A 16,126-nucleotide genomic window follows, 5' to 3' on the forward strand; every position below is an offset into this window, starting at 1 on the left:
CGCCGGGCGGCTATAATGACTCGACCTGTTCCGATCCGTCACCTGAACACCATGCCGATCAGACATTTAGGGATCATCCTCGACGGTAATCGCCGCTGGGCGAAAGCCCAAGGACTGCCGACGCTTGAAGGCCACCGCCGCGGCTACGAGAACCTGAAGACCATCGGTCTGGCGGCCCTCGACCGCGGCATCGAGCATTTCTCAGTCTTCGTCTTTTCGACGGAGAACTGGCAGCGTTCCGCCGAAGAGGTCGGCTATCTCATGGACCTGCTGCTCCGGGCACTCACGAGCGAGGTCGGATTTTTCGTCGAGCACGGGGTGCGTTTGCGGATCATCGGCTCCCGCGACCGCCTGTCAGCGAAAATGATCGAGGCGATCGCCGCCGCGGAAAAAACAACCGCCGCCGGACAACGCGGCCAGCTCAACCTCTGTCTGAACTATGGCGGCCGGCTCGAGATCGTCGAAGCCGTGAAAAAACTCATCGCCGACGGGATCGCGCCCGAAGCCGTCGATGAGGCCGCGATCGCGTCCCGGACCTGGTCGGCCGGCATCCCGGAACCAGATCTCATCATCCGCACCTCGGGCGAACAGCGCTTGTCCGGTTTCCTGACCTGGTCCGGCGTCTACAGCGAACTGCTTTTCGTAGACAAAAACTGGCCGGATTTTTCCATCGCCGACCTAGAGGACGCGATCGAGGATTTCAGCGAACGTGAACGGCGCTTCGGACGTTAAGCCTGGAGACTGGGCGACGACAGCTGCGGCTCCGGAGCCGGTTTTGGCGTTGCGGCTGCCGGAACCGGAGCTGGCCGCAGCGCGCGCCAGTTCAGCCCGGCGGCCAAGAGATTGGCGGCGAGCAATCCGCCGATGAAGATCGTCGCTGGCTGGAACAGGATGGACAGGAACGAACCGATCGCTGCGACGGCGGCGAACAGGAGCTGGCCGCGCGGCGCGAGCGGCGAAGTCCGCGGGTCGGTCAGCATGAAGAAGACGAAGAACGATGAAATGCTGACATACAGATACAATTCCATCGTGAACGGCTGGCCGCTGAACCAGGATCTGGCGCCGAGCAAGCCGATGAAGACCGCGAGAAACGCCAGGATCTGGCGCCAGCGTCCGGTGAAGAAAGCCAGCAAGACCGAACCAGCGACGATCGTCAGCAGATGCGACGCGTCGATCCACCAGGAGAGCCTGACGCCCAGGAACAGGACGCCGCACAGCAATCCGAAAGCCGCCGGGTTGAAAATGTTCCGTCGCTGGATCTTCAGGAGATGTTTGGAGACGATCGCGATCGCCGTCATTAGGACGACCGCGAACATGGAACTGCCGGGCGCCGCAACGCCAGCGATGATGAGCCCGGTGATGAGTCCTGATTCGGACAGCGCCAGACGGCGCGTGCGGCGATAACCGACGGCAGCCTCCAGGACCGCGGCCGTGCTGGCGGCGAGCAGTAGCTGCCACAGAATCGCTTCCGTTCCGAGCCGCCAGACGCTCGAGACGGCAAGCAGCAGTATCAGCAGGATAGTGAGTTGTTTGACGTTCAATTTAGGCATAAGCGCGATGATTGATAAGCGCGGCGGCAAGTCTGGGACTGGCCTGGACCTCGCCGTCCGCGGCGATCGCCAGACAGGCGGCCCCGGCGTGGCTCTCGACGAACTCCGGAACCTCTCCGGGCGGCAGCAGGAAGGCGGCCGTGCTCAGGATGTCGGCGGCGGCGGCGCTAGGCGCGAAGACCGTGAGGCTGCCGGCGCGGTCGCCATTACGTCCGTCGCGGGCGTCAACCAGGTGTTCCCGGCCGACAGCGCGCGCCGCGGCCGCGCGAAAATAATTACCCGACGTACAGACCGCGCCGCTCGCTGTTTTAATGACCGCGGCGATCAGTTCCGGATGCCGCGGATCGCGGATGCCGATGTCCCAGGCGTCCTGACCGGGCGGCAATCTTTTGACCGCGAGATCGCCGCCGGCTTCGATGATCACCGCCGCGTCGTCGGCGAAGGCCGCCAGCGCCCGATCAAGCGCTAAGCCTTTGACGATCGCATTCAAGTCGAGCACGGAACGCGGCGGCAAGGTCACGCGGCCGCTGGCGTCATCAATGACGATCTGATCGAAAGTCGCGGCTGGCAGATCGCGGCCGACGAACCCCGGAGCCGTGAAACGACCGACGAGCGGATCGAAGCGGCCGCCGGTCTCGGCAGCAACAGCCAAAGCGCTTTTGAGAGCCGACATGAATTCTGGCGAAACGGCGGTCGCGAGTCCGGCACAGGCGTTAATGGTCACGATTTCCGAATCCGGCCGAAACAGGGAAAAGACCTTCTCCAGCTTTTCGAATTCCGCGAAAGCCGCGGCGGCCGACGCGGTCCAGTCCCGCAATGCCGAACCGGGATGGACCGTCACGGTCACCCGGGTGTGCATGTGCGTTTCCTCGAATACCAGCGGCGCGGCAGGCATCTATTTTTGCGACAAGGCGACGATCTGCGCGAGGTCGTCGCGGAACGCGTCGCTCGTATAGGTCGCGCCAGAGACGCCGTCGATCTGGGCGCCCTGGGCCGCCAAGGCCTGCTGCACCAGATAGGTCACGGCGTAATACGACGGCGGCGAATCCGGGATTGCGAGATTCTTGATGTCGGTCCACTTGCCGCCGGCGACCGTAACCTCGATGGTCATCAGCCCCCAGGGAGATCCGGAGCTGGCGGTATAAGCGCCGTCACGATAATTGCCGGAGGTCGCGGTCGGCGCTGTCGGCACGGGCGCCGCAGTATCCGCTGGTAACTGAGACTGAAAATCTTGAACTGGTCTCAAGGTCCGCGCTCGGTCATCATCGTCATCATTCCATTCATCCTCCCTTTCGCCATCATCGTCATCGAAATATCCGGCCGGCACGACAGGCCGCGCAACCTGACCGGAAGCGGCAACCGTCTTGGCTGGCAGCGGCGCAGCGAATTGCGCCCTGGCCGCCTGATCCAGGTAAGCCCAAAAAGACAGCAGTGTGGAACCGCACAGCAAACTCACGAGCCACGGCCGGATCTTGCCCGGCACTGACCGCCAGATTCCAAGAAAAATATTTTTCATACATCGATCATTTCGCAAAAATACGGATCAGCTCGATCTTCTCGCCGCGCGTCATCCTCTTGATCGCCGCTTCCCGGCGCAGCGCGGCCGATCGCGAAGCATACGCCTGGACGCAGACCAGCCGAGCCGGCCGGCGGGAGCGCACGTACTTCGAACCGCGTCCGGCATTATGCTCGGCCAGACGTTTCACCGGATCGCGAGCGATGCCGGTATACAAACTGCCGTCGGCGCAGCGCGCCAGATAAACCGACCAACCAGACATAAAGGCTGGCTCATTATAGCGCATGCGGCGGTCAAACGCCCAGTCCCGCGAAGGATGGATTTTGCCGGCAGATGAGGTATCATGCCTCCAGCAAGCCTATGAACCACTTCCGCAAGCCGCGAAAATTCAACCGCTTTGAGAACCGCCGAGATAAACCGGCCGGTCCGCGCCCGAATGACCAGCGCCAGGGCTGGCAAAATGTCGCCGGCTGGTATTCGAATTATCTCGAAGGCGCGGACACTTACCAGGAAACTGTCGTCTTCCCGGGCGTCCTCAAATTGCTCGGACTCAAACCGGGCGTGAGCTGTCTCGACATCGCCTGCGGCGAAGGCTCGTTCGCCGCCAAACTGGCGGCCAGCCGCGTCCGCGTCACCGGCTTCGACGCCGCGCCGGCGCTCGTCGAGCGGGCCAAGCGGCACGTGCCGCAGGGCGAGTTCCTGGTCGGCGACGCGCAGCACTTTCCGGCCGCTCTCCGCGGCCGTGATTTCGACGCCGCGACCTGCATCCTGGCCATCCAGAACATCCCCGACGCCGCCGCGGTCCTGAAGGAAGCCGCCGCGATCCTGAAACCCGGCGCGCCGCTGGTGCTGGTCACCAACCATCCCTGCTTCCGCATCCCCCGCCAGAGCTCCTGGGGTTTCGATGACGCCAACAAGACGCAATTCCGCCGCGTCGACCGTTATCTCACGCCGCTCGACGTGCCGATCATCATGAACCCGGGCCGCGGCCAGGGCCGTCCGGTCACGACCACGACTTACCACCGGCCGATCTCGGCCTACATCGCCACGCTCGCCGCCGCCGGTTTCGTTGTCGACGCGCTCGAAGAATGGATCTCGAATCGCGTCAGCGACTCCGGGCCGCGCGCCAAGGCCGAGAACCGCGCCCGCGAAGAATTCCCGCTGTTCCTGGCGATCCGGGCGCGCCACAGATAGCCGGAACGCGCCGCCGGCCAAAAGTATGCGCACTCTGCTCGTCGCCTCCGGACTCAACAAGACCTATGGCCGACAGACCGTCCTTGACGGCCTGTCTTTGAATATCCCTGACCGGGCGCGTATCGGCCTCATCGGCCGCAACGGCTCCGGCAAGACGACGTTGTTCCGACTGCTCGCCGGCGCGGAAAAACCCGACAGCGGCGAAGTCGCGCTCATGGCCGGCACGCACCTCGGCGTCCTGAACCAGAACGAGGTCCTGCCAGCCGACGGCGACGCTCTCGGCTTCCTCGCCGACGCCAGCGGCAAACCGACCTGGGAATGCGAACGGCTGGCCGCGCGCTTCGGACTCAAGACCGCGGAACTCGCTCTCCCGCCGGCCGCACTCTCCGGCGGCTACCAGATGCGCCTCAAACTCGTCCGCATGCTGCTCGCCGACCCGAACCTGCTCCTGCTCGACGAACCGGTGAACTATCTCGACCTGCCGACGCTGCTGCTGCTCGAATCTTTCCTGCGGCGCTTTTCCGGCGCACTCGTCATCACGTCGCACGACCGCGAAGTACTGCAGAACCTCTGCACGACCACCTGGGAGATCGAGCGCGGCAAACTGCAGATCTTCACGGGCGACGTCGAGACCTACCTGGACTGGAAGGAAGAGCAGGCCGAGTACACCCGCCGCACCAATAAAAAACTGCGCCGCGAAATCGCGGCCAATCAGGCGTTCGCCGACCGCTTCCGCTTCAAAGCCAGCCAGGCTTCGCGGGCGCAGAGCAAACTGAAACACATCGCCAAGCTGCGCACGCAACTGCGCGACCTCGACCCGAAACTCGCCACTGCGGCGTTCCGCATCCCCTGCCCAGCCGTCGTCCCCGGCACGGCCGTCCGCTGCGAAGAGCTCGCCGTGGGCTACGGCCACGCGACCATCGCCCGGAACATCTCTTTCGAGATCGTACGCGGAACCAAAGCCGCCATCGTCGGCGAGAACGGCCGCGGCAAATCAACCCTGCTCAAGACGCTCGCGGACGTCCTGCCGCCGCTCGCGGGAACCTATAAATGGTGGCATCGCGCCGACATTGGTTATTTCGCGCAGCACGCCGAAGAAGCGCTCCTGCCGCAGGAAACGGTCTTACAGGCGCTGACGCGCGCCGCCAAACCCGAAACTTCCGGCGAGCGCATTCTCGCCACCGCCGGCGCATTCCTGTTCCGCGAGGATGACCTCGAAAAGACCTGCGGTGTGCTCTCAGGCGGCGAACGCGCGCGGGTCCGCCTGGCGCGGCTAGTGCTCCAGGAACACAACGTCCTACTGCTCGACGAACCGACCAACCACCTCGACGCCGAGACCGTCGATATCCTCGCCCGCGCGCTCCGGGAATATCCGGGCACGGTCGTCGTCGTGTCGCACGCGCGGACCTTCATGAACGCTCTCGCGGAGCGCGTCTACGAAGTGCGGAATGGGACTTTGCGCCCTTACCTCGGCACCTACGAAGACTATGTAGCCGACCTCGCGAGCCAGGCCGAGGCCGAAGATACCGCGCTCATGAACGACCCGGTCGCCGCGCCCGACGCCGCGGCCCGGCGCGAACGCGCGGCCCAGGAACGCGACCGCCGCCGCTCTCGCCAGAAGCTCGAGGAAAAAATGAAGGTGTTGGAAAAAGAGAAAGGCGAGATCCTGAAATTCTTTTTCGAGAATCCGACCGACTACTCGCCGGAAAAATCGCGCCGCCTGGCGGAACTCGAAGAACAGCTGGGGCAATTGGAACAGGAATGGTTCCGTTTGGCCGAATGAACCCCGATTTTCAAACCCGCCAGCCGCTTTCCGGCAGGCGATTTTTAGCGTAAAATTAAAGCCTGAATAAATATTCGACTCAATCGAGGCGGCGCTTAAAACACGCGCCGCGATTCCTCTTAAACTAAAACCTCATGACGACACTGAACCCGCTCACCGCGGCCAAACCCTGGCACGCTCTGACCGCCGAAGAAGCCGTTGCGGCCCTGGGAACCGACGCTCGCACCGGCCTCACCGAAACTGAAACGCGGGCTCGGCTCAGCCAATACGGTTACAACCAGCTTACCAGCGCCGCGCCGCTGTCAATCATCGGCGTCCTGGCCAACCAATTCAAAAATCATCTCATCGCCATCCTGCTCGTCGCTACCGCACTCTCGATAATTCTCGGCCAAACTGTTGAAGCCACCGCGATCGGAGCGATCATCCTGTTCGCCGTGCTCCTTGGTTTCTACCAGGAATACCGCGCTGAGCGGGCCATCGAGGCCCTGCAAGAACTGGCCGCGCCGCTGGCCCTGACGCTGCGCGGCGGCGACGAGCGCAAAATTCCAGCCCAGGAACTCGTTCCTGGCGATATCATCCTCCTCAACGCTGGCGACCGCATTCCAGCCGACGCCAGATTGCTCGAAGAGATAACCCTTAAGATCGACGAAGCGGTTCTCACTGGCGAATCCGTCCCTGCTGAAAAAGACAGTCGCATAGTCATCGCTGACGACGCCGTCGTGGGCGACCGACGAAATATGGTTTTCGCCGGCACCAGCGCGGTCTACGGCCGCGGCCGCGCCGTCGTCGTCGCGACCGGCATGCAGACCGAATTCGGACTCATCGCCGGACTGCTGCGCTCAGTCGAACGGACGTCAACTCCGCTCCAGAAAAACCTCGCTCACATCGGACAGATCCTGACCAAAGCCGCTCTGGCGCTCGTCATCGGTATCGTCCTCCTGGGCGCCCTCCAGTCTCAACCCGTTCTCGAAATGATCATCTTTGGCATCGCGCTCGCGGTGGCGGTAGTTCCGGAAGCTCTGCCGGCCGTGGTCACGATTTCGCTCGCCATCGGCGTCCAACACATGGCCCGACGACACGCCCTGGTGCGGCATCTGCCAGCCGCCGAAACGCTCGGCAGCACCAGCATCATCTGCTCGGACAAGACCGGTACGCTGACCAAGGACGAGATGACGGTACGAAAGATCCTGATCGATAGTGAAACCGTGATCGATGTCACCGGCAGCGGCTATCAACCGGTCGGCGAATTCCTATCCAAAGGCGAACCTTATCCCGTGACTGCCAGCCTGCGGCTCCTGCTCCAGGCATCCGCGCTCTGTTCAGATGCCCATCTCGAGGAAACCGACGGAGTCTGGGACGTCAAAGGCGACTCGACCGAAGGCGCTCTTGTCGTAGCCGCCGAGAAAGCCGGACTCAAAAAAGTTTTTCTCGACGAGCGGCACCGGCGCGTAGCCGAGATCCCCTTCAACTCCGACAGCAAACGAATGACCACGCTTCATGAGACCGCGGCCGGAACCATGGCTTATGGCAAAGGCGCCGCCGAAGTGATCCTGGCGTCCTCGAACCGCTATCAGGTCGGCGACGAAGTGCGGCCGCTCACGGACGAAACGCGCGCCGCCATTCTTGAGACGGCCGAGATATTCGCGGCCCAAGCCCTGCGCGTGGTCGGAGTCGCCTACGCCGCGACGCCAGACATTGCGCTCGCAGAAACGGACATGGTGTTTCTGGGACTACTTGGGATGATGGATCCGCCGCGGCCAGAGGCCGGACCAGCGATCGCCCGCTGCCATGAAGCCGGCATCCGCGTAATGATGATCACTGGCGATCACCCAACGACAGCCAAAGCTGTGGCGCAGGAACTCGGACTTCTGCCGCCAGGCGCGAAGACGCTGACCGGCAAAGAGATCGCCGCGCTGAGCGAAACCGAACTCGAGGAACGCCTCCAGGATACGGCTGTCTGCGCCCGCGTCTCGCCCGCACACAAGCTGCGGATCGTCGCGGCATTGCAGCGTCTCGGTCACGTCGTGGCCATGACCGGCGACGGCGTGAATGACGCGCCAGCGCTCAAAAAAGCCGACATCGGCATCGCCATGGGCATCACGGGCACCGATGTCTCTCGGGAAGCCGCCGACATGACGCTCACCGACGATAATTTTGCTTCCATCGTCGCCGCCGTTGAGGAAGGCCGGATCATCTACGACAACATCAAAAAATATCTAAGTTATCTGCTCTCGTCGAACATCGGCGAAATCGGACTCGTGACTGGCGCCTCGCTCCTGGGTTTACCGCTGCCGCTCGCCGCCACCCAGATCCTCTACGTGAATCTCGCGACCGACGGACTCCCCGCTCTCGCCCTAGCATTCGATCCGTCGGAAAATGACACCATGCGCCGGCCGCCGCGCCGGCCGAACGATAACATCTTCAGCCGTCGGCTGATCGTGCTCATGACGACCGGCGGCCTCTGGTCCACACTCGTAAACCTGGGCCTGTTCGTTTGGTATCGCGACTCCGGCCACAGCACCGCCGAAACCATGACCATGGTATTCGTCTCGCTCGTCCTGATCCAATTCTTCAAAGCTTACAGTTTCCGTTCAATCCGCCATTCACTCTGGTCGCGGCCGTTCGCTAATCACGCTCTGAACTGGTCGATCGCCGCCGGCCTGCTCCTGCTGGGGCTCGTCATCTACCTGCCTTTCTTACATGCGCCGCTCAATACCATCGCTTTGGCTGGTGGCGACTGGCTAGTCGCTATCGTCGGTGCTGCCACGGTCCTACCGGTCCTGGAGCTCGCCAAAAAACTCCTGCGGCGCGCGCCATAGGCGTTCGGGTAATTTTAAAACGGCCGCGATCATGATTGCGGCCGTTTTTTCGAACTCGCCGCCAGTCGGCTAAAACCACGCGCGACCAGAAAACCGACTGCCAGGGCCAGAGCCAAATCAGCAGCCAAGTTCATGGCCGGCCCGCCGACGAGTCCCGGAGCTTCAATATCAAAACCGAAATCGAACTGCCAGCCGCGGCGCAATAATTCCGGCACCGACAGAGTCCGGACCAAATCAGCCTCGGTATAAGTTTCGACCTCTTTGTGCAAATTCAAATACGGGAACGGCCAGCCGAAATAACGATTCGATCCGAACATGCAGCAGAGGCGTGGATACGAATACAGCGAAGATAGCGCGAACAAGACCAAACCGATCGCCGTACCGATGACCCGAATCCTGGGCATATTCCTATTATTGTCATTCCCGCGAAGGCGGGAATCCAGCGCTTCCTCTGAACCGGATAATTCTACCCGATAAAAAATCGCTCGCAAATCCGGTGCCTGACACCTTTGTAAAAATTGAGCTTAAATTGACCGCGGGTACCTGTCCCCAAAGCGACGCTCCTTGGATACTAGCCGATCAAAAAACCACCCCGCAGGACGGCACGCCAGCCAACGGCCAACGGCCAATGGCTAATAGCCGCCGCGCGGCGGACGGCGCTGCTGCTTGCGCTCGCTGTGGAGGCGCTTCTCATCAAGCCGCTGCCGCTTCTGGCCTCGGCTGACCCGAGTTTCGATGCGCTCTTTCTTCGGAGCGAGCGCCTCGGCCACGAGTTCCCGCAGCCGCCGCACGGCCTCGTCGCGATTCTGGGATTGCGAGCGTTCGTTCTGCGCGGCCAGGACGATCTCATCCTCGCTATTCAGACGATGGCCCGCCGCCGCGCGGATCAGCGCTTTCTGCTCCTCGCTGAAAACAGCCGACGCGCCGACGTTCCATCGCAGCTGCGCCTTGGTCGAGGTCTTGTTCACGTTCTGGCCGCCCGGACCGGAAGACCGCACGAAATCAATGTTGATCTCGCGCTCCGGCACGTCCGGCGTCCCCTGCTCCTGATTTTCCCGGCCGACCGCCTGCTCCTCGAACACCGGCGGCCAACCCTCGCCTCGGAATGGCATATATTTTAATTATACCACTCTTAGCCACCACATCGACTGCGACCTGATAATGATCCGGACGGCAAAAAATACCGCCACCATGACAAGACGCCAACCTCTCCCGCTGAGCAAATTTTTTTGCTATAATATAAGCTACGATCAATTGCGTTCCAGAAAATAGCGCACCGGAATCAGCACGACCAAAACACTGACCTTATGGCGCAAAAAAGCATCTATTTCGAAGGGATCACTGCCGAAACGGACGAATTCAAGCGTCAGAGCCGCATGCTGACGATCTATTCGGCGGTTCTGATGACCCTGATCTTAACGTATGGCGTGTTCAGACTATTGAACGGCCTCTGGGCATCCGGATCAGCCGAAATCGTATTAGGCACGGGACTCGCGGTGAACTACCTTCTCTTCCTGAAGCATCGCAACCTGACCTACGCGAAACCGGCAATTTCCCTTGTCACCCTGATCGTGAGCATCGTGATCCTGGTGAGCGGCGGCACCAATGGCACCGCCATCTATTGGGCGAATACTTTTCCATCCCTGATCTTCCTGCTTCAGGGCATCCGCGTGGGCCTGATCCACAACATCATCTTCTTCGCCTCGCATATCGCTTTCGCGTTAGCCGTGCAAGCCGGCATGGTGGAGTCATACTACACTTTCAATCAGCTGCAGCAATCCTGGGTGACCATGCTCATGTTGAATATTCTCGGTTACATCGCGGAAAGCGGCTGGGAAAAATCGCGCCGCACCATCGAAGCGCAGCGCGAACGTCTGCGCACGCTCCTCGCCGATCTGCCGGTCGGCGTCATCATGGTTGCCGCAGACGGCACGCCCTTAGCCGCCAACGACAGCGTTAAGATAATTTTCGGCCGGCCGATCCTCCCGACCATCAAAGCCAAAGATTTCGCGGAAGCCTACCACATAAGCAAAGAGAACGGCCAACCGCTCACCACGGATGAAATGCCGACGCTCGCGGCGCTTACGACCGGCAAACCGGTCATTCGCACAGGACTGTTCGTCACCCGCCCCGACGGCTCAGTGACGGTCATTCGCGTATCTGCCGCCCCGATCATCGACGCTAAGGGCAAAGTGACGGCGGTCGTGGCTGTATACGAGGACATGACCAAGGAACACGAGATCGATCAAATAAAATCCGAATTCGTCTCGCTCGCCAGCCACCAGCTCAAGACGCCGCTTACGGCGATCAAATGGACCGTCGAGTCGCTCCTGGACGGAGCCGACACTATGACCGCGAACCAAAAGCAGATGCTCGCGGACATGGACACTACCGCCGAACGCCTGAACCGCCTCGTTTCCGACCTTCTGAATGTCTCGCGCATCGAGACGGGCCGAAAATTCAACATCGTCAAAAAACCGACGGATATCGCGGCCGTGATCAGAAAAGCCGCCGCCGAAGCCTCTGTTGTGGCAGCCAAACGACAGGTGGTCATCGACGCGTCGAAACTGCCCGACGACCTGATCTGCGATGTAGACGAGGCCAAGATCCATGAGGTCTTCGCGAACATCATCGGCAACGCGGTGAAATATTCGTCCGAAGCTGGGCGCGTGGAGATCGGGGTCAGCGCGACGGACCAGCGCGGCCCGACCATCTACGTGAAAGATGGCGGCATCGGCATTCCGAAAACGCAGCAAGCCAAGGTCTTCCAGCGGTTTTTCCGCGCCTCAAACGTGGAGGCAGACATCGAGGGCACCGGACTAGGCCTCTACATCGTGAGAGCGATCGTCGAAAAACACGGCGGCCGAGTCTGGTTCGAATCCGAGGAAGGATTCGACACGACGTTCTTCGTCGCCCTGCCGGCCGTCGCGCCGACACCGGCCGCCGATGATCCGGCCGTCGCGCCCAAAACCTGACCAGCTCCCGCCGCCGACCAAAAACTACGCTAAAAATCGGCCTCGCACAGGCCGGTTTTGTTCATCGTGTCCGAAACCTGGCACTATTGACTTTTCACGCAATTCAAGCTAATTTTCAGCCGCGCTCTTTCCCAAACAGCCAAGGAGTACCGAATGATCACCGCGAAACGCGCGTTCTACGCCATCTTGGTCGTCCTGTCGTTCAGCGCCTGCAACAAGCGTCCCACCGAGAACGTCCCGGCCGAAAAACCCCGAGCTTCCTGGATCGGAGTCCAACTCGGCACAGTGACCGCCCAGGAACTGGCGGAAGCAGGGATCACGATCGCGGCAAATACGACCGCCGTCATGATCGTGGATGTCGTCCCGACAACCCCGGCCGACGGTGTCCTGAAGCAAAACGACATCTTGCTGAAAGTCGGCGCCGAACCGGCAACCGACTCTGATCGGGTCACCGAGACTATCCAGAAATCGCCAGCCGGCCAAGCGATCGAAATAACCGTGCTACGCGATAACCGGGAAATGACCGTCGTGCTGGCCCCGGAAACTAAACCGCTGCCCACGGCGCTGCTCGATCGCATCTACGTCGGCCGGCCTCTGGCTCCGTTGCCATCAGACGATGTCGAGGTCTTCGTACTGGACGGACAAGGCGGCATCGTGCCAGCCTCGAAGTGCGTCCCGCGAGACGGACAGACCTGCCCAAAATTGGACCATCAGAGCAAGCAGTTCGCTCTGGCCGCGGGCAAGGCCACGATCCTGCTGTCCTGGGCGCCGTGCGACCAATCCACCGAGAACACCGAGTTCCTCGCCGCTCTCAAGAGCTGGCATGACCGCTACGGCGCACAGGGTCTTGAGATCGTCTCCCTCATCCAGAATTCACCGTGTCGGTTGGCAGAATGCCAAAAATATATCCCGCTGCATCCGCACATGACGCTGGTGTACAATTACGGCCCCAGGCTGTTCCACGAGCTCACGGCTCCCAATGTCCTGGTGCTGGACAAGCAGGGCGTGGTCCGCGCCACGGCCGGCACGATCGCCTACCTGAGCGCGATCGCCAACGACGTGCTTCCGAAACTCCTTGGCGAGCCTCAGCAATGATCCAAAAACGGGCAGCCTCTCTGGCCGCCCCTTTTTTATTGCCTGATCCGCTGCGCCGGGACTACTTATTGAGCCACGTCACGGTCAGCTGCAGCACCGTCGCAAAAGAAACCCAAAGCAGATACGGGATCTGGGCGTAAGCGATCCAGCGCGCCTGCGGAAAGATCGCGACCATCGCCCAGACGAGCGTGCCCAGGACCAGCAGGATATCAGCGGCCGCCAGAAAATTATTCTTGAGTCCGAACTGGATGGGCGTGAACGCGAAATTAAAGATCAGGTTGAGGATGAACGGCAAAACGACGATGAAAGCGATCTTTTTCTGCGCGGCCAGCAGGAAAACGCGGCCGAACGAGACGGCGATCGCGATATACAAGACCGTCCAGACCGGCCCGAAGAGGTAAGCCGGCGGCGCCCAGGAGGGTTTCAGGAGTTGTTGATACCAGTCGTAAGTAGTCATAGGTGAAGTCCTTATTTTATAACCGACGCGCTCATGATGCCGCGGCGTCAAGGACACTTAGTGGCGTAACTGGCGTTCATACAGCCGGTAAAACACTTGCTTCGATCGGATCCAGCTTTCAACCAGGAGGAAATGCAGACGTTGGAACAATTAGACTTTTCGATCAGGTCGTTAATGGGATCGCAGCCGGCCAAACAGGCGTCATAGGGCCCCATACTATTATCAATGGCTTCACAGCCAGCTATACACTGATCATAGGCGTCTTGTTTAGCCTCTTCACAGTTCGGAGCTGGCGGCACAGGAGAAGGAGAAGGCGACGGTACCGGCGCGGGAGTCGGCACGATATCAAGATCGGGCATCGGCACGGGCTGAGGTCGAGGTTTCGGCGCGGGCACGGGCGCCGGCGGTACGGGATCAGAGTCCGGTTCCGGATCATCGAAAGGCTCCGGATCGACGAGAAGTTTCTTGGGCATCTCCGGGATCAGGAGCGAACCGAAAATGCCGTCCAGAACGCCGCCGCCTAAATACGTCATCTTTTTGAGAGGACCGTCGATGACAGCCTGTATATCCGCGCGCAGCGGCTGGTCCGGACGGGTTTTATCGATCGCCAAGAGCAGCCCCAGCACGTCATTCAAAGGACTGAGCCAGCCTGCCTTGGCGTCGTCGAGCGTATTCTCCATGATCTTGATCCCGGTCTTATCGTCCGCGACGGCTACGCCGACCGCCCACGGGACTTTCCAGCCTTTGACCGCGTCCAGGTCACCACGGACCATCACGTCGACCAGAATGGGCATGCCGACCGCGATCGCGACCCCGGCCGCGACCGGCAAGCCAGCCGTCGCCACCAGGCCGCCCGCCGCAAGATAGACCGGCAACATGGCGACGTTCATATAAAAACCAGCCGTCTCGTCCAGCGCGCCGCCGATCGTATTGAGCCAGCCGTTCGTATTCACGATCTTTTGACAGACGATGTCATTAAGCATGAGACCGCTCTGCATCTGGCTATCCGTATCGCCGATCACCATCGCCGAACAATCGGCTAAAGCGTCGGCCCTGGCGGCGGGTATGATCTCGAATGACGTCTCGTTGAGAGCCAGCATCCCCCGCTCCTCAAGCAGACCGAGGAAGCCGGCATAGAAAGCGTCGAGCCAAGCGAGATCATCGACGCTGAGGATTACCTTCGCTCCGCCGGCAATCGGCACGGCGACCCTGGCCTTGGAATCATCGACGATCGTCGTCACCGCCGCGAACAGCTCTCGCAACGACCGCTCCGACTTCACGAACGACGGCTTGAGCTCCGACAGATCGGCCGGCAGACCGTCAGCCGCTTTCTTGAGGATGCTCGCACTCATGGCCAAAAACGCCCGGGCAATCTCTCCTTTTCTGATCTTACCGGCATCAGTACCTTTCAAAAAACTCGGGATCGCCGGCGCATAGATAAAGATGTTCCTGATCTCGTTCGATGTCCGGACTTCCAACTGATTACCGTCATTTTTGACCTGAACCACCCGAAAAGAAACCTGATCGGGAGCGAACGCTCCTTTGGCTTTGTCGTACGCGATCGGCGGAACCGCGGCGATGACCTCGGTCGGTGTGACGCGTAGCGCCGGAATCGTCAGAATCTCGCCAATGTGCGTAGTGTAGATCACCGAAGTCGCAGCCGCTGCATCAAGACCCGCGCCTCTGATGGAAATAACATCGAACGGATAGACCCCGTACTTGTCGAACTTGATGGCAATACTGCCATCGGCGGGCTGCTCAATAGTCTGCGACTTCTGATCAGCGACCAGCGACGAATCATGTAATTTATTCCACAAAAAGAACAGCGCCGGCAGGCCCAGGATGATGACGACCGCTGCCGTGATCCGTGTCGATCTCTTATCAATTCTTATTCTCATATCGGCCTCGTTTTAGGTACGGCCCGCTTAGCGGAGAAAAATGCCCGGCGGGGGCTGAATTTCGCTTTAATTATAGTTCAATTCCAGCCCAAAGTATACGCGCAGCCGCTCCAACCGACTGACTTATCCCCAAAAGGTGTCAGGTACCTTTTGGGGATAACTTCGAGGCAGAATTGACTGAGAACGGCGGATGCCGCAAACTGACCGCGTTGTTCTTTCCAGGAGGTTACCCATGATCAGTTCGCCAACGACGCTTCGCGGAGTTCTCCATCTTTGGACCGAAACCGGCACCGAAGGCGGCTACTGGTCTTTCCAGGACGAGCGCTTCATCACGCCGAACACCACGCGCTTCTCCTGCCGCAAGTGCGGCGCCTGCTGGGACAAGACCAGCCACCCCGCCGTCCCGCCCGTGGACGATCCAGCCAGCGGCCACCGGACTCTGTTCGGCGATTCGTACTGCGCGCCCGGCGCGCACGACTTCCAGCTGACCTGCGCGGAAGACTGGTCCTACGAAGGCCTGCACGTCCTGAAGGACGGCGACAAACTGGTCATCTTCGATAAGACCGACCCTTCCAGAGTACTCTGGTCGGGTACGATCAGTCTGCGCCAATATCCGCTCTTCACGGAAGATGCGTCCGGCTACTGGATCCATGCCACCCAAAAAGGCATCGACCGCCAGCAATGGGCGGGATGGTTCTTAAGAGAATATCCGGCCGAGCTTACACCCGCGCCGGATACGACGCCCTAGTTCATCAGCTCTTCGGTTCACAACTCCTCCCGACTGGGAGGAGTTTATTTTTGGTTGATTTGACTTTACCGCCGCCTCGGATAACATAGCC

Annotated in this window: 15 protein-coding genes; 7 read left to right on the plus strand and 8 right to left on the minus strand. The window is 60.7% G+C overall.

Going from position 1 to position 16,126, the window contains the following annotated elements:
• Positions 1-51: 51 nt before the first annotated feature.
• Positions 52-732, plus strand: coding sequence for a polyprenyl diphosphate synthase (gene uppS, locus WCT10_02470; protein ID MFA6603686.1), 681 nt, complete (start codon positions 52-54; stop codon positions 730-732).
• On the opposite strand, the gene WCT10_02475 is transcribed toward uppS, so the two are convergent.
• The 4 genes from WCT10_02475 to WCT10_02490 are packed head-to-tail and all read right to left on the minus strand — an operon-like array spanning position 729 to position 3,328.
• Entirely contained in the window at positions 729-1,550 is an 822-nt protein-coding gene (locus WCT10_02475) for an RnfABCDGE type electron transport complex subunit D (GenBank protein MFA6603687.1), read from the minus strand. The genes uppS and WCT10_02475 overlap by 4 nt on opposite strands.
• Positions 1,543-2,445: an FAD:protein FMN transferase gene (locus WCT10_02480; GenBank protein ID MFA6603688.1), complete on the minus strand. Its 903-nt coding sequence runs from the start codon at positions 2,443-2,445 to the stop codon at positions 1,543-1,545. The genes WCT10_02475 and WCT10_02480 overlap by 8 nt, the downstream gene beginning before the upstream one ends.
• A complete protein-coding gene (locus WCT10_02485; GenBank protein MFA6603689.1) occupies positions 2,446-3,066 on the minus strand; it encodes an FMN-binding protein in 621 nt (206 codons plus the stop codon).
• A 7-nt stretch (positions 3,067-3,073) separates the two neighbouring features.
• The gene (locus tag WCT10_02490) at positions 3,074-3,328 is read right to left on the minus strand and encodes a GIY-YIG nuclease family protein (protein ID MFA6603690.1); all 255 of its coding nucleotides are present in this window, start codon (positions 3,326-3,328) and stop codon (positions 3,074-3,076) included.
• 71 nt (positions 3,329-3,399) lie between these two features.
• On the opposite strand from WCT10_02490, the gene WCT10_02495 reads away from it, so the two are divergent.
• From WCT10_02495 to WCT10_02505, 3 genes are all read left to right on the plus strand, one after another.
• Positions 3,400-4,260 carry a class I SAM-dependent methyltransferase gene (locus WCT10_02495; GenBank protein ID MFA6603691.1) on the plus strand — a complete coding sequence of 287 codons (861 nt, stop codon included), beginning with the start codon at positions 3,400-3,402 and terminating at the stop codon, positions 4,258-4,260.
• Positions 4,261-4,285: 25 nt separating this feature from the next.
• Entirely contained in the window at positions 4,286-6,043 is a 1,758-nt protein-coding gene (locus tag WCT10_02500; protein ID MFA6603692.1) for an ABC-F family ATP-binding cassette domain-containing protein, read from the plus strand.
• Between the two features lie 134 nt (positions 6,044-6,177).
• The gene (locus WCT10_02505) at positions 6,178-8,862 is read left to right on the plus strand and encodes a cation-translocating P-type ATPase (protein ID MFA6603693.1); all 2,685 of its coding nucleotides are present in this window, start codon (positions 6,178-6,180) and stop codon (positions 8,860-8,862) included.
• Positions 8,863-8,891: 29 nt separating this feature from the next.
• Here the strand turns inward: WCT10_02505 and WCT10_02510 are convergent, their stop codons facing one another.
• The gene (locus tag WCT10_02510) at positions 8,892-9,266 is read right to left on the minus strand and encodes a hypothetical protein (protein MFA6603694.1); all 375 of its coding nucleotides are present in this window, start codon (positions 9,264-9,266) and stop codon (positions 8,892-8,894) included.
• A gap of 228 nt (positions 9,267-9,494) precedes the next feature.
• Positions 9,495-9,974, minus strand: coding sequence for an alternative ribosome rescue aminoacyl-tRNA hydrolase ArfB (gene arfB / locus WCT10_02515; protein ID MFA6603695.1), 480 nt, complete (start codon positions 9,972-9,974; stop codon positions 9,495-9,497).
• 195 nt (positions 9,975-10,169) lie between these two features.
• On the opposite strand from arfB, the gene WCT10_02520 reads away from it, so the two are divergent.
• A complete protein-coding gene (locus tag WCT10_02520) occupies positions 10,170-11,837 on the plus strand; it encodes an ATP-binding protein (GenBank protein ID MFA6603696.1) in 1,668 nt (555 codons plus the stop codon).
• Between the two features lie 153 nt (positions 11,838-11,990).
• Positions 11,991-12,932 carry a PDZ domain-containing protein gene (locus WCT10_02525; GenBank protein MFA6603697.1) on the plus strand — a complete coding sequence of 314 codons (942 nt, stop codon included), beginning with the start codon at positions 11,991-11,993 and terminating at the stop codon, positions 12,930-12,932.
• A 61-nt stretch (positions 12,933-12,993) separates the two neighbouring features.
• On the opposite strand, the gene WCT10_02530 is transcribed toward WCT10_02525, so the two are convergent.
• Both WCT10_02530 and WCT10_02535 read right to left on the minus strand, forming a co-directional pair.
• Complete coding sequence (locus tag WCT10_02530) at positions 12,994-13,389, minus strand: TspO/MBR family protein (protein ID MFA6603698.1); 396 nt, start codon at positions 13,387-13,389, stop codon at positions 12,994-12,996.
• A 47-nt stretch (positions 13,390-13,436) separates the two neighbouring features.
• A complete protein-coding gene (locus WCT10_02535) occupies positions 13,437-15,287 on the minus strand; it encodes a hypothetical protein (GenBank protein ID MFA6603699.1) in 1,851 nt (616 codons plus the stop codon).
• 232 nt (positions 15,288-15,519) lie between these two features.
• Between WCT10_02535 and WCT10_02540 the strand changes: the two genes are divergently transcribed.
• Positions 15,520-16,035: a hypothetical protein gene (locus tag WCT10_02540; GenBank protein ID MFA6603700.1), complete on the plus strand. Its 516-nt coding sequence runs from the start codon at positions 15,520-15,522 to the stop codon at positions 16,033-16,035.
• Positions 16,036-16,126 lie beyond the last annotated feature (91 nt).

The sequence above is a fragment of the Patescibacteria group bacterium genome, from assembly GCA_041667185.1.
Lineage (GTDB): Bacteria > Patescibacteriota > Patescibacteriia > SG8-24 > SG8-24 > JBAYFM01.

Bases quoted from the DNA above. Each gene is read 5' to 3' on its own strand.
- WCT10_02540 (MFA6603700.1), top strand. From the start codon at position 15,520: ATGATCAGTTCGCCAACGACGCTTCGCGGAGTTCTCCATCTTTGGACC.
- WCT10_02535 (MFA6603699.1), bottom strand. From the start codon at position 15,287: ATGAGAATAAGAATTGATAAGAGATCGACACGGATCACGGCAGCGGTC.
- WCT10_02485 (MFA6603689.1), bottom strand. From the start codon at position 3,066: ATGAAAAATATTTTTCTTGGAATCTGGCGGTCAGTGCCGGGCAAGATC.
- WCT10_02490 (MFA6603690.1), bottom strand. From the start codon at position 3,328: ATGTCTGGTTGGTCGGTTTATCTGGCGCGCTGCGCCGACGGCAGTTTG.
- WCT10_02495 (MFA6603691.1), top strand. From the start codon at position 3,400: ATGAGGTATCATGCCTCCAGCAAGCCTATGAACCACTTCCGCAAGCCG.
- WCT10_02525 (MFA6603697.1), top strand. From the start codon at position 11,991: ATGATCACCGCGAAACGCGCGTTCTACGCCATCTTGGTCGTCCTGTCG.
- arfB (MFA6603695.1), bottom strand. From the start codon at position 9,974: ATGCCATTCCGAGGCGAGGGTTGGCCGCCGGTGTTCGAGGAGCAGGCG.
- WCT10_02505 (MFA6603693.1), top strand. From the start codon at position 6,178: ATGACGACACTGAACCCGCTCACCGCGGCCAAACCCTGGCACGCTCTG.
- WCT10_02475 (MFA6603687.1), bottom strand. From the start codon at position 1,550: ATGCCTAAATTGAACGTCAAACAACTCACTATCCTGCTGATACTGCTG.
- WCT10_02500 (MFA6603692.1), top strand. From the start codon at position 4,286: ATGCGCACTCTGCTCGTCGCCTCCGGACTCAACAAGACCTATGGCCGA.
- WCT10_02510 (MFA6603694.1), bottom strand. From the start codon at position 9,266: ATGCCCAGGATTCGGGTCATCGGTACGGCGATCGGTTTGGTCTTGTTC.
- uppS (MFA6603686.1), top strand. From the start codon at position 52: ATGCCGATCAGACATTTAGGGATCATCCTCGACGGTAATCGCCGCTGG.
- WCT10_02480 (MFA6603688.1), bottom strand. From the start codon at position 2,445: ATGCCTGCCGCGCCGCTGGTATTCGAGGAAACGCACATGCACACCCGG.
- WCT10_02530 (MFA6603698.1), bottom strand. From the start codon at position 13,389: ATGACTACTTACGACTGGTATCAACAACTCCTGAAACCCTCCTGGGCG.
- WCT10_02520 (MFA6603696.1), top strand. From the start codon at position 10,170: ATGGCGCAAAAAAGCATCTATTTCGAAGGGATCACTGCCGAAACGGAC.